At 62.8% G+C, this 13,190-nt stretch carries 9 protein-coding genes; 4 read left to right on the top strand and 5 right to left on the bottom strand.

The features are described from left to right. The first annotated feature begins 216 nt into the window (after window positions 1-216). Window positions 217-1,377, top strand: a complete 1,161-nt coding sequence (locus QZ656_RS19005) for an acyl-CoA dehydrogenase family protein (protein ID WP_291994857.1) — start codon at window positions 217-219, stop codon at window positions 1,375-1,377. A gap of 10 nt (window positions 1,378-1,387) precedes the next feature. Next, on the top strand, window positions 1,388-2,566 hold the full coding sequence (locus QZ656_RS19000) for a CaiB/BaiF CoA-transferase family protein (protein ID WP_291994856.1): 1,179 nt from the start codon (window positions 1,388-1,390) through the stop codon (window positions 2,564-2,566). Between the two features lie 142 nt (window positions 2,567-2,708). Here QZ656_RS19000 and QZ656_RS18995 read toward each other — a convergent pair whose 3' ends face one another. The 4 genes from QZ656_RS18995 to QZ656_RS18980 form a co-directional block, all read right to left on the bottom strand. Then, entirely contained in the window at window positions 2,709-3,455 is a 747-nt protein-coding gene (locus QZ656_RS18995) for an EF-hand domain-containing protein (protein ID WP_291994855.1), read from the bottom strand. A gap of 329 nt (window positions 3,456-3,784) precedes the next feature. Continuing rightward, on the bottom strand, window positions 3,785-4,315 hold the full coding sequence (locus QZ656_RS18990) for a GNAT family N-acetyltransferase (RefSeq protein ID WP_291994854.1): 531 nt from the start codon (window positions 4,313-4,315) through the stop codon (window positions 3,785-3,787). A gap of 261 nt (window positions 4,316-4,576) precedes the next feature. Further along, window positions 4,577-5,209, bottom strand: a complete 633-nt coding sequence (locus QZ656_RS18985; protein WP_291994853.1) for a TetR/AcrR family transcriptional regulator — start codon at window positions 5,207-5,209, stop codon at window positions 4,577-4,579. A 75-nt stretch (window positions 5,210-5,284) separates the two neighbouring features. After that, window positions 5,285-7,342 (bottom strand): NADPH-dependent 2,4-dienoyl-CoA reductase, encoded by a 2,058-nt coding sequence (locus tag QZ656_RS18980; RefSeq protein WP_291994852.1) that lies wholly within the window; start codon window positions 7,340-7,342, stop codon window positions 5,285-5,287. A 414-nt stretch (window positions 7,343-7,756) separates the two neighbouring features. On the opposite strand from QZ656_RS18980, the gene QZ656_RS18975 reads away from it, so the two are divergent. Then, a complete protein-coding gene (locus QZ656_RS18975) occupies window positions 7,757-8,644 on the top strand; it encodes an alkaline phosphatase family protein (protein ID WP_291994851.1) in 888 nt (295 codons plus the stop codon). 92 nt (window positions 8,645-8,736) lie between these two features. Here the strand turns inward: QZ656_RS18975 and QZ656_RS18970 are convergent, their stop codons facing one another. Beyond that, window positions 8,737-10,386 carry a glycosyltransferase gene (locus QZ656_RS18970; RefSeq protein ID WP_291994850.1) on the bottom strand — a complete coding sequence of 550 codons (1,650 nt, stop codon included), beginning with the start codon at window positions 10,384-10,386 and terminating at the stop codon, window positions 8,737-8,739. Window positions 10,387-11,242: 856 nt separating this feature from the next. On the opposite strand from QZ656_RS18970, the gene QZ656_RS18965 reads away from it, so the two are divergent. Next, complete coding sequence (locus QZ656_RS18965; RefSeq protein ID WP_291994849.1) at window positions 11,243-12,862, top strand: glycosyltransferase family 39 protein; 1,620 nt, start codon at window positions 11,243-11,245, stop codon at window positions 12,860-12,862. Window positions 12,863-13,190: the final 328 nt, after the last annotated feature.

Below are 13,190 nucleotides of genomic sequence, written 5' to 3'. Positions count from 1 at the left end.
GCCAAACCGACAAGCCCGCCTTTGCGAGCAGGCGGGCTTGCGGGCGGCGGCGATGAGCGCTTGCCGCGGTGGCGACGGTCAGCGGCGGGCGTCGTGAGGAATTGCCGATTCAGTAAACGTTCGAGCCCTGCTAATCTCTCACGGTGCGCACGCATGCGGTCGCCACTCACCGGCGAACCGCTGTAGCCAAAACCACCACACCGCCAAGAGACGACGATGCTCGACAGCTCCGACGAACACCAGGAAATCCGCGACGCCGTCCGCGATCTGTGCGGGCAATTCCCGGACGCGTATTTTCGCCGGATCGACGAGCAGCGCGGCTATCCCGAGGCTTTCGTCGACGCGCTGATCGGCGCCGGCTGGCTGGCGGCGATGATTCCCGAGGAGTACGGTGGCTCGGGTCTCGGCTTGACCGCGGCGAGCGTGATCATGGAAGAGATCAACCGCAGCGGCGGCAACGCCGCTGCCGTGCACGGCCAGATGTACAACATGGGCACGCTGCTGCGCAGCGGCAGCGCGGCGCAGAAGGCGAAATACCTGCCCGACATCGCCGCCGGCAAGCTGCGCATCCAGTCGATGGCGGTCACCGAGCCCGGCGCCGGCACCGACACCACGCGTATCACGACCAGCGCGGTCAAGAAAGACGGCCGCTATGTGGTCAACGGCCAGAAGGTGTGGATTTCGCGCGTCCAGCACTCGGACCTGATGATTCTGCTGGCGCGCACGACGCCGTTCGCCGAGGTGGCGAAGAAATCGGCCGGGATGTCGATATTCATCGTCGATCTCCGGCAGGCGGTCGGCAATGGCCTGAGCGTGCGACCGATTGCCAACATGGTCAATCACGAGACCAACGAGTTGTTTTTCGACAATCTCGAGATTCCGCAAGAGAGCCTCATTGGCGAGGAGGGCAAAGGTTTCAAGTACCTCCTCGAGGGTCTCAACGCCGAGCGCGCGCTGATCGCCGCCGAGTGCATCGGTGACGGCTACTGGTTCGTCGACCGCGCCAGCCGCTACGCCAAAGAGCGCGTCGTTTTCGACCGGCCGATCGGCCAGAACCAGGGCGTGCAGTTTCCGATTGCCGAAGCGTTTATCGAAGTCGAAGCGGCCAATCTGATGCGCTTCAAGGCGTGTGCGCTTTTTGACGCGCAGCAGCCGTGTGGCGCCGAGGCCAACATGGCCAAGTACCTGGCCGCCAAGGCGTCGTGGCAAGCGGCCAACGTCTGCTTGCAGACCTACGGCGGCTTCGGCTTCGCCAGCGAGTACGACGTCGAGCGCAAGTTCCGCGAGACGCGCCTTTATCAGGTCGCGCCGATCTCGACCAACCTGATATTTTCCTACGTCGCCGAGCACCTGCTCGGGCTGCCGCGCTCATTCTAGAAGGACTGCCATGCGCCCCCTCGACGGCATCACCGTGCTTACCCTCGAACACGCCATCGCGGCGCCGTTCTGTACCCGCCAGCTGGCCGACCTCGGCGCCCGCGTGATCAAGGTCGAGCGGCCGTGCAGCGGTGATTTCGCGCGCGCCTACGACGAGCGCGTGCGCGGCCTGGCGTCGCACTTCGTATGGACCAATCGTTCGAAGGAGAGCCTGACGCTCGACCTTAAGCACGCCGAGGCGCCGGCGATCCTGGCGAAGCTGCTGGCGCAGGCCGACGTGCTGGTGCAGAACCTGGCGCCCGGCGCCGCGGCGCGCCTCGGCCTGTCGTACGAGACGCTGCGCGAGCAGCATCCGCGGCTGATCGTCTGCGACATCTCGGGCTACGGCAGCGACGGCCCGTATCGCGACAAGAAAGCCTACGACCTCTTGATCCAGAGCGAATCGGGATTCCTGTCGGTGACCGGCGCGGCCAATGCGCCCGCCAAGGCCGGCTGCTCGGTCGCCGACATTTCGGCGGCGATGTACGCGCACAGCCAGATCCTCGCCGCGCTGCTGCAGCGCGCTCGCAGCGGGCGCGGCTGCCATATCGACGTGTCGATGCTCGAAAGCATGGTCGAGTGGATGAGCTATCCGCTGTACTACGCCTTCGACGGCGCGCCGCCACCGCCGCGCGCCGGCGCCGCGCACGCGACGATCTTCCCCTATGGCCCGTTCACGGCGGGCGACGGCAAGACGGTGATGCTCGGCTTGCAGAACGAGCGCGAGTGGCAGGTGTTCTGCAGCCGTGTCCTTGATCTCCCGGAACTCGCCAGCGATGCGCGCTTCTGCTCGAACTTGCGGCGCACGCAGGCGCGTGACGAACTGCGCGCGCTGATCGACGAGTGCTTCGCGCTGCTCAGCTCCGAACAGTTGATCGCCAAGCTCGACGCGGCGCAGATCGCCAACGCGCGGATGAACGACATGCACGAGGTCTGGGAGCACCCGCAGCTCGCGGCGCGCGGGCGCTGGTGCGAAGTCGACACGCCGGCCGGCCCGATCCCGGCGCTGCTGCCGCCCGGCCAAGTCGATAGCTTCACGCCGCGCATGGACGCCGTGCCGGCGCTCGGGCAGCACACCGATGCGATTCTCGGCGAACTCGGCTGGGAGCAGGCGGCGATCGATCGGCTGCGGCAAGAGGGGGCGATCTGACGAGACGTTGCGAGCACGCCGGCGTCAGCCAACGGTCGGCGGCGTGCTGCTATCTGCGTTTTACCGTGCTTGCCCGAGCCGCCGCCAGTTTTGTCGGCGCCCGTTCATTTCCCTGGCGCTAGCTGTTCCCGCTTGGTGAGGCTCAGGCGCTGGCCAACATCGCAGACGCACCGCCGCGGCTGCCATCGCCGATGCCGTAGGCGTCGATCAGGCGGGCAATTTGTGAGATCAGTCGGGCGTCCGAGCCGCTGTCGGCGTTGTTCGCTGTGCTGCTGGCCGCCGACGATGCCGACCCGGAGGACGTGACGGCAGCGATTTTTTCCTGGTAGGCCTGTGCCTCCTGGAAGCTGACCTTGCCGTCGCCATCGGTGTCGGCCTGATCAAAATTCGTCACCAGCGCTGTCAGCTTGCTGGAGAGATCGCTATTCGAGGTCGCGGTTTCGCTTGCCACGCTGCTCAGCTCTTCCCTGCTCAACCCTGCGCCTGCGGGTGGGGGTGGGGGCGGGCGGCCGTTCATGGCTTGCGTCCCGTCGCCGCCACCCTGTGCCATCGCTGCCGTCGTGCGCGCATGCATCAGCTGGCTGTCTAGCTGCTCACCGATCTGTTTCAGCGTATCGGAAAACTCCTGCTTGGTGACCTTGCCGTCGCCGTTCGCGTCAAGCTTGGCAAACAAATCGTTGGCCGCTGACGCGCTGTCGGACGTGGCGCTTGCCGCTGCGGCTGATGAGCTTGCCGACGACGACGAAAAGGCTTTTGCGAAGCCCGCCTGCAGGTCTGACTTTTCGATGTAACCCTGCTTTGCCGAGTCCAGCTGGGAGAACAGGGCGTCGGCCATTTGTGCCGGGTCCGGGCGTTTCGTGCCGCGCATCTCGCGCGGATCTATCGCCATGTTGCTACCAATGCCGCCAACGCTACTGCTCATGATGTGCTCCTCTTTTTTCCATGAAATCACAAGACGGAGCCGGCAAGCAGAATCATGCCCGAGATTCTTGCCGCGTCTGCGTCAGTCCCCTGCGTGCCCTCTGGTGGAGGCCGCTTGTTCTTTGCCGTTGACAAGGTCGCGGGCCATGCGCCCGTAAGCGACTTATCGTCAATGCAGGTCAGGGATGCAGTCTAGGCAATTAGCCGGGATGGGGGGCCCGAAATGGCGGGAATTACGGTAAAACTGTGTAAAGCCTTGCCATGGGGTCGGGCATCGTGTCGGCCATGCTTGCCAGCTCAGGGTAGCGCTTCGATTCTGTAGAAGGCGTAGTCGTGTGCGACGCCGTTCGCTTCGACGCTGGCCTCGTGTGACAGTTGGCCGCCAATCTTTTCCATTGCCCGGCGTGAACGCCAGTTGGTCGCGCCGATGTGGAACCAGACGACTTTCGCCCAACGGAAGGCGTGCTGGAGCATCAGTTGCTTCATCTCGCGGTTGCTGGCGCCGCCCCAGTGGCTTCTGGCCAGGAAGGTAAAGCCGATGGCGACTTCGCTCTCGTCCGAATGCCAGTCGTAGTAGCGCGAAGATCCAATAAGCGCGCCCGAAGCTTTGTCGCTGGCCACCAGCGCCCCGCCGGAGGCCAGTGCGTTGGCAAAGAAGCCTGCAAAGACCGCTCGCTGATAGCGCAGGGGTTCTGGATGCTGCTCCCAGATCGCCGGATCCGCAGCCACCGCGTAGAGCGCTTCGAAATCGTCGGGGTGTAATGGGCGAAGAGACATCGCTTCGCCGATCAGTGTTGGCTGCAGATCGAAGTCGCGCGTCGTGGTCATGGGTGCTCCTGGTGTGAGAGTCGCGTTCGCTGATCGAAAGTCGCGCGAATGGCTGGCGAGAAAGTGGCGCTGGACTGCCGCGTCGCTGCGCTCCTCGCAGTGATGACGGTGGGGCGGGCGAAGCCGTCGTTGCACACGAAGTAGCCGTCATTGCGAACGAAGTGAAGAAATCCAGGGTGTGGCGTTTGCCGTAGCAAAGAGACTTTCATGATCGGCTTAGCTTGCTCGCTCGCGCTACGGCAGCACTGATGCCTTGCTGGTTTATGGCTCGGTTGCCGGCACATGCCGACTGGGCCGCGTGCTTGTCATCATGCCACCGAGTAGCAGTGCGACCGCGCTGTCGGCGAGTTCATCCAGCGAGAGCTTGCCGTCAGAACGATACCAGTGTTTCGACCAGTTGAGCATGCCGAACAGCAGCAGTCGTACCGGCGACGCGGCGGACGCGATTGTGCCGGCTTGCGCCAGTTCGTCGAGCGTTGCCTGCCATGGCACTTGATAGCGGTCGAAGGCGGCGGCGATCTCGACACGTGCGGCGGCGTCGAGGGCGCGCGTTTCGCCGAGCAGCATCGGCGAATGGCACTCGCCTTCGAGCAGTGTGCCGAGATGCGTGCGCACCAGTACGCGCAGCCGCTGCTCGGCGTCGGTGATGCCGTCGATGGCGGCGAGCAGGCGCGCGTAGCCGGCGTCTAGTCCCTCGACCATCGCCGTCTTGAGGAGTTCGTGTTTGCTGCGAAAGTGGTAGAAGGGGCTGCCCGAACGCATTCCGACAGCGTCGGCGATGTCGCGCGTGGTGGTCGCGTCGAAGCCCTTGTCGACGAACAGCCGGGCGGCTGCACGCAGTAGTTCGGCGCGGCGATTGGGTTCAAGTCCTGTTTCTGCTTTTCGTCTGGGCATTGGCTCAAGGCCGAGCGTGGCGACGCAGCTGCTGCGCGGTGGCTTGCGCCAGCTGGTGGTCGAGGCGGGCGATCATCACAGCGCCGCGGCGACCCGCGTCCCCTGGTCGATGGCGCGCTTGGCGTCAAGTTCGGCGGCGACGTCGGCGCCGCCGATCAAGGTCACGGCGATGCCGGCGGCTTGCAGCGGGGCGAGAAGTTCGCGGCGTGATTCCTGGCCGGCGCAGACGACGATGCTGTCGACCGGCAGCGTCCGTGCCTGGCCATCGACGCTGATGTGCAGGCCGGCGGCGTCGATGCGCTGGTAGTTCACGCCGCCGATCATGTGCACGCCGCGCTTCTTGAGCAGCGTCCGGCGAATCCAGCCGGTGGTCTTGGCCAGGCCCTCGCCGACCTTCGACGACTTGCGCTGCAGCAGAAAGACCTGCCGCGGCGCGGCTTCGTCGAGCGGCGCTTTGAGGCCGCCGCGATGCGCGTAGCTGGCGTCGATACCCCATTCGTCGTTGAAACGTTCTGCTTCGCTGCGCTCGTCATGCGCGTGCGTCAGGAACTCGCCGATGTCGAAGCCGACGCCGCCGGCGCCGATGATGGCGACGCTCTTGCCGGCCGCTTTGCGGCCTTCGACGATATCGACGTAGCTTGCTACCTGGTCGCTGTCGATTCCGGCGATAGCCGGCAACCGCGGCGTGATGCCGGTGGCCAGCACGACGTGCTCGAAGCCGCCGGCCTTGAGCAGTTCGGCATCGACGCGCTGGTTCAACTGCAGCGTCACGCCGCTGGTCTCGATGCGCCGGCCGAAGTAGCGCAGCGTCTCGGCGAAATCCTCCTTGCCGGGGATTTTCTTGGCGATGTTGAACTGGCCGCCGATCTGCTCGGCGGCGTCGAACAGCGTCACCTGGTGGCCACGCTCGGCGGCGGTCGTCGCGCAGGCCATACCCGCCGGTCCGGCGCCGACAACGGCGATTTTCTTGGCTGAGCGGGTCTTTTCGATGATCAGCTCGGTTTCGTGGCAGGCGCGTGGATTGACCAGGCACGAGCTCAGCCGACCGTTGAAGATGTGGTCCAGGCACGCCTGGTTGCAGGCGATGCAGGTGTTGATCTCGTCGCTTCGGTTGGCCGCCGCCTTGTTGACGAAATCGGCGTCGGCAAGGAAGGGACGGGCCATCGAGACCATGTCGGCGCTGCCCGAGGCGAGCACGTCCTCGGCTACTTCGGGCGTGTTGATGCGGTTGGTGGTGATTAGCGGAATGTTCACCGAACCCTTCAGCCGCCTGGTGACCCAGGCGAAAGCGGCGCGTGGGACCATCGTGGCGATGGTCGGGATGCGCGCCTCGTGCCAGCCGATGCCGGTATTGATCAGCGTCGCGCCGGCGGCCTCGATGGCCTGCGCGAGTTGCACCACCTCGTCCCAGCTACTGCCGCCCTCGACCAGATCGAGCATCGACAGGCGAAAGATGATGATGAAGTTCGGCCCGACTTTCTCGCGCGTCGAGCGCACGATGTCGACCGCGAAGCGGATGCGGTTCTCGAACGAGCCGCCCCACTGGTCGCTGCGCTGGTTCGTCTGCTGGGCGATGAACTGGTTGATCAGGTAACCCTCGGAACCCATGATCTCGACGCCGTCGTAGCCGGCTTTCTGTGCCAGCTCGGCGCAGCGGACGTAGTCGGCGATCGTCTTGCGGATTCCCCACTGCGTCAGCGCGCGCGGCGTGAAGCGGTTGATCGGCGCGCGCAGCTTCGACGGCGCGACGTTCAGCGGGTGATAGGCATAGCGGCCGGTATGCAGGATCTGCAGCGCGATCTTGCCGCCGGCGGCATGTACGGCCTCGGTGATCAGGCGGTGCTTGCGCAGCTGCCACGAAAAGCTCAGCTGCGAACCGAAGTGGTAGACGCGGCCGGCGAGGTTGGGCGAATAGCCACCGGTGACGATCAGCCCGACGCCGCCGCGGGCGCGCTCGGCATAAAAGGCTGCCATGCGCTCGAAACCGTTCTTCGTCTCCTCGAGCCCGGTGTGCATCGAGCCCATCAGGACGCGGTTCTTCAGCGTCGTGAAGCCGAGATCGAGCGGGGCGAGCAGCTGCGGGTAGGGGGCGGGTTGCGGTGGGGGCAGCTTCGTGTCGGTGAACTGGTTCATATGGGGTATCCGGAGAATGGCGATCAATTGTTAAGCAAGCAAGCGCTTGGTTATTGTTCCGGAAGCAGGTGCGTATTGCAAGTGCGGGCGAAAGTCCTGTAGAGCCCGACATCGGCATGCATCGATTCGCCTGCGGGCCCGGTGGCGACGGTGCGGCAGGTGCAGCGCTGGCCGAAAGGGAGTTCCCAGCGTTTGCCGATGCTCGTGCACGACGCCTTCGCATCGTTTCCAGTCGATTGCGGCCATCAATCGATGCGAAAGTTGTTCGGATTTACGGATCGGGTGACGCGGCCGGAGCGACGTCGCGTACACTGCGAGTTCTGTCCCCGCCAGCAAATTTCCGGACGCCTGCCGCCGGCCAGGGGCGTCCCGCGCTCGCCTTCCGAGCGACCTCTCGTGCAAGGAAATATCAAGATGTTACGCAAACTGCTGCTGGCCGCCGTGCTGCTGGCGATCCTCGTCGTTTGGGGAGTGACCCGGTCGCCGCCGGCCGGAGAATTGTCCGCCGAGTTTCACAAACCCGTCGCCAGCAAGGTCGTTCTCGTTGTCCTCGAGAACACTCATGCGGACGTGGCGCGCGCCGGGAAATTTCTCGGGATGCTTGCCGACTCGGGCGCTTATCTTGCCAACTACCATGCCATTGCCAAGCATTCCCAGCCCAACTATGTGGCACTGATTTCCGGCAGTACCGAGGGAGTGGTCGATAATTCCTTGGTCAAACTCGATCGTCCGCACTTGGGGCAAAAGCTGAAGTCGTGGATGGCCTACGCCGAAGGCTACCCCAGCGGCCGCTGCGATCTGCGCCCGGTTATTGGCGCCTACGCCCGCAAGCACTTGCCATTCCTGAGCTTCTCCGACGTTCAGGACAACCCGGATTTCTGTCGCGAGCACGTCACCGGTTTCGACGAGTTCCTGATCGCCGCCAAGGCACGCACGCTGCCCCGCTTCTCGCTGGTCATTCCGAACCTCGAACACGATGTACACGACAAACCGCTGCGCGACGCAGACGCCTGGCTCGAAAAGAATTTTGCCGCCCTGATCGACGATCCCGACTTCAGGCGCGAGGTGTTGCTGATTGTCATCTTTGACGAGGGCGACGGGAAATGGTGGCACCTGCCGGGCGACCACGATCGCGTCTACGCCGTGCTCTGGGGGGACGATGTCATTCCCGGTGATGTACACGCCCGTTACGACCACTACGACCTGCTGCGAACCATCGAAGCGATCTTTGACGTCGCGCCGATGGCGACGGGCGACGCGCAGGCGCGTCCCATCAGCGGAATCTGGCACCAGCGCCGCTAAGCGACGTTCTGGCCGTTCGTGTCGGCGAGCCGGCGGATCGGCAATCGACCAGGACTGTCAGCGGCGGTAAGCCGCAGTGACTTGCCCGGCAATCACGGCGGCGGGCGTTGCAGGTAGTAGACGCTGTAGGCGCCGTCGCGGAATAGCCCCCGCCAGACCGGCTGTGGCCATTCAAGCGCTGCGTCACCGCTGCTTGCGCCGGCCAGCGACTTGCCGGCCTTGTCACTGATCAGCAGGTAGAGCGGATAGCGCAGGCTGGCGAGTTGCTCGGCTTGGCTGATGAACTGCGGCTTGAATTCGCCAGCCACATTGACGTGGTAGATAATCGCCGGGCCGTCCTTGTTGATGCCGTACAGGACCAGCGGCGCAGGATTGACTCGGCGCAGTTCCTCGACGGCCTCGACAAAAGGCCGCGCCGAGTGGAGCTGCAGTTCGGCGGGTTCGCGCAGATAGACATTGCTCAGCCAGAAAGCGAAGGCGGCGACGGCGACGATGATCTGATCGCGTCGAGCGCGGGTCAGCGTCCGGCGCAGCGCGAGCAATGACACCAGCTGAGCGCCGGCCAGCAGGCTGAGCAGCAAGCCGGCGTTGATGTCGACGCCGAGCTGCTGCTTGCGCGCATAGTGCTGCGCGAACAGGACCAGCGCGATCAGCAGTGCCGGCAGCGCGAGCAAGAGCTTTTGCAGCAGCTGGTAAACGATCGACAGCGCCTTGTTGCCTTGATCGACGAACACGTAGGAGGCCAGCGCGGCCATCGCCGGAACCGCTGGCAGCAGGTAGCGGGCCTTCTTGGTTTCCGGAATCGACAGGCCGATCAATATCAATAGCAGCCACGCCGCCATCAATGCCGCCATGCGCAACGCAGGATCCCACGTCGCGGTGGACGCTTTTCGCAGCCAGGGAAATTGCAGGTAAGGGAGCGACGTGCTCAACACGCTCACGCTGACGATCAACGCCGCCGGGAAACTCAGTGCGAAGTTGGCCAGGCTGTTGAGCAGGTAATAGTAGCCTGGCAAGGCGTCGGCGCTACCGCTGAGGCGGCCGGTCACCTGCATCCGGATGACGTCCTTGACGAAGTCTTCGCCGCCTTCGATTCTGGCAAGATGAAGCAGCACGAACCAGCACGCGATCAATAGCGCCAAGGCCGGCAGGCCGACCTTGAATACTGCCCGCCACTGATTGCTCAGCGCGTAATAGCTGCAGACGACGCCAACCGGAATGACGATGCCCATCGGGCCGCGAATCGCAAAGCCGAGCACGAACAAGGCGAGAAGCCAGGGCAGGGGGCGCGTCGCCCCGATTGTTTGATTGCCGTCGCGATAAACCAGCACGAAGCACGCCAGGGTGATCGTCGCCAGCATCTGATCGAGTGAAATCGAGCGTGCCTCGGCGAGAAAGGTCGCGGTTAACAGCGAAAAGCATACCGCGACGAATGCCCATTGCCGTGACACACCACTCAGCAGACGGTAGCTCAGCGCCAGACTGAGCGCGCTGGCCATCGCCGTGGGAAGAACTGCCGTGAACTTGTTGACCTCGCCAAGCGGCAGCGAGCCGAGCCAGATCAGCAGTGTCGAGGTGGCCGGGTAGTCGGGATAAGGTTCGCCGTAGGTTCTCGGAAAGATCGAGACGCCCAGGCGCAGCATTTCTTTCGCAAAGACGGCGAAGCGCGTTTCAAAGCCGACGAATTCCTGACCCCATAGCGCAAAAGTGAACAGCAGCAAGGCAATGGCGGCAACGGCCATGGTTTCGTGTCGCAGCTGCCGAGCTGTTGGCGCGGGCACGTTCGAAGGCGGTGTAGACAGGGGTGTTGTCATCTGGAATTTCGGCGAGTTTGCCGCTCCACGCCGGCTCGGTCCAGGGTCGTCAGGAGGGGCTGCAGTGTCGATCCGGCTGCCGCCAGCCGTGGCGCTGCGGTCCGGTTGTCGGGCGGCGAGCCCTCGATTCTATATGTCTTCGGCCGAAAACGGCGCAGTTTGTCGGCCGCTACCGGCCACCGTTTCTGCCCCGGGGCCAGGCTTCACGGCAATCTTTCGCGCGCCCGAGACAGCTCGCCGCCGGGCTGAGTTGCCCCTGCCAGAGACGCAGGCGAGAGCGACCGTCGCAAGTTTTCCATCGCACGCCTGCTGGGCGCCGCCCTGATCACACGCGCCTAATTCTCGGCTAAGTGTCGGCGCCTATTCTTGGCGCCTTTCGAAAGCGGCGGTGACTTGGATGCGCGCTGGCAAACAGTACCTGCCGCCAATTGCGCCGAGCGATGCACAGGCGGAAAGCCGCTATTCCAAAGAACAGGCGGCTTCCGGCAGATTGTCCGCGACGGCGAACGCTACTACGGCATCTTGGGAGGAGGCGGGAAGACGCTTGCGTAGTTGCCAACGACGCCAGGAAACGGCTTGCTTTTTGCAGCGCCGGAGCATGGCTTTTCGAGTGTCGCCGTCGACGCCTCCAGAATGGCGGCTTCCGACTTTGACGACGATGCGCGACGGGCCGATTGACCGCAGCCCGGAGCAAGCGTCGTTTGCGCGAATCAAGGACGTGGCGGTGCGCTTCGGGACCAGAAGCAATTTGATCAACACTGCCCTGACGGAAGGATAAGCTTCGATGGATTTTCGCTTGCCGGGTTGGACAAGGCCGGTGCTACTCGTTGTTCTGTTCGCGTTTTTGTTGATCTTCAGCGGATTGAACCGCTTCGACCTCAGGGAATCGGTTGAGCCGAGAGAAGCAGGCGTGGCTGCAGACATGCTCCAGAACAAGCAATTTCTGGTGCCAACGCTGAATGGCCGACCATTTCTCGAAAAACCGCCTCTGAGCTACTGGCTGCAAGCTGCGTCAATGAAAGCTTTCGGCTATGAGCCCTTCGCGCCGCGCCTTCCGTCGGCCTTCGCCGGAATCGGAATAGTGTTGTTGTTCGTGTTTTTCTATCGCCATTCGGAACAAAAGGACTGGCTGATCCTTCTGTCCGGATTCTTTATGCTGACCATGGAGTCTTTCTGGGCGCATGCGCGGATGGCGGGCCAGGACATGCTCCTCGCTTTTGGAGTCTCCTTGGCTCTGCTGTCTTTCTATTTTGTGCGTGAAAAGCCTTCGCGAGCTCTCTGGTTCATGTTTGCAGCGGGAATTGCCATTGCCACGCTGACCAAAGGCGTGGTCGGCCTCGCTGTACCCGGGGTAGTGATTTTTTCGTATCTCCTGGCCGAGACCATTTTTCTGGATAAGCGGTTATCGGTTAATAACTGGTTGCAGCCACTGATCTTTACCCTTCTTGGCTTGTTGCCACTCCTCGTCTGGTTGTGGTTCTTGTACAAGTCCCAGGGATTTGCCGCCGTCAAAGAGGTGGTATGGGTCAACAGTGTAGGGCGCTTCGATGGCGAATATGCGCAAGGGTCGCATGCGGAACCTTTCTATTTCTACCTCAAGAAATTGCCGCAAACCTTCCAACCCTGGTCCCTGTTTCTGTATATAGCCATCTGGCAATCGTTGAAAATAGCTCTGAAAAAACGGCGGGTCCTGTTTTTTGTCTGCTGGATTCTGGCACCGTACGTCTTGTTGTCAATAGCGGCCGGCAAGCGGCCTTCGTATCTGATCATGCTCTATCCGGCGGCCGCCGCTTTGCTGGCGCACTTCGTCGTCGCCTGGGCGCAGCAGGATGCGAGAACCACTTCCGGGAAATTCGCAAAACATATCAAATGGCTGGTGTCGTTTCAGGCCGCCGTTCTATCGGCAGTGACGCTGCTGTTGCTTGTCCGCCTGGTTCAGCTTAACTCTCCTTCAATGGCTGCTCTGACAGCCGTACTGGCAACACCGCTGCTGGTCATCATGTGGCGTTCGATTCCAGCGTTGCGCGTCTTCAATTTTGTGGCCAGCTGCGCAGGAGCCATTCTCGTCATCTATGTCACCTATTACAGCGTGCTCGTGCCGCTCGACGACGACGATCAATCGCCGAGAGCGCTGATGGCCAAATTGGCGGATTTCGCCGCTGACGGAAGAGCTGTGGCTCTCTATCAACCCAGCGAGCGTATCGAGGGCGCCACCTCCTTCTATCTGCAGCGCCGATTGCCGGTCGTCAGTACGGAAGCAGAACTGGGGAAACTGATTGCCGACAACCCGGACGCGCTGGTCTTGATCACCGAGCAAACTCCTGTTGACTGGTCGAGGCTCACCGACGAGGCTCGCTTGAAGTATGGGAGTCTCTACTATCACTATGTCAGCGGCAAACGCTAGGAAGGCTTCGTGCAGCGGCTATCGACTGCCGTGGTGCAGCAGTGGTGTCATCGATTGCGGATGCGGTTCTGACACCTCTTTATTTCTTTTCAACTGCCGCCCTGCGAAGTGCAGCTCAACGCCGCCGATTCGTCCGGAGCGTGTCAATGACGTTCTGGCAGTCGGCAATAACAATGCGTTTTGCGGCCCTAATTCTCGGTTAAGACTCGACAGTTAGTCTCGCTACTTCGCGAATATCCATGGGAATTGAAGGCGTGATCGCAAGGAATCGAAAGTCGTTTTTCGCGGACCGCCGGCAGGCCAGGTTTTCTGCCGGTCGCATCTCTTG

The sequence above is a fragment of the Candidatus Accumulibacter sp. ACC003 genome (assembly GCF_907163085.1).
GTDB lineage: Bacteria > Pseudomonadota > Gammaproteobacteria > Burkholderiales > Rhodocyclaceae > Accumulibacter.
Note: the sequence above shows the minus strand (reverse complement) of the source record. Positions and strands in the feature narration are given on the sequence as shown.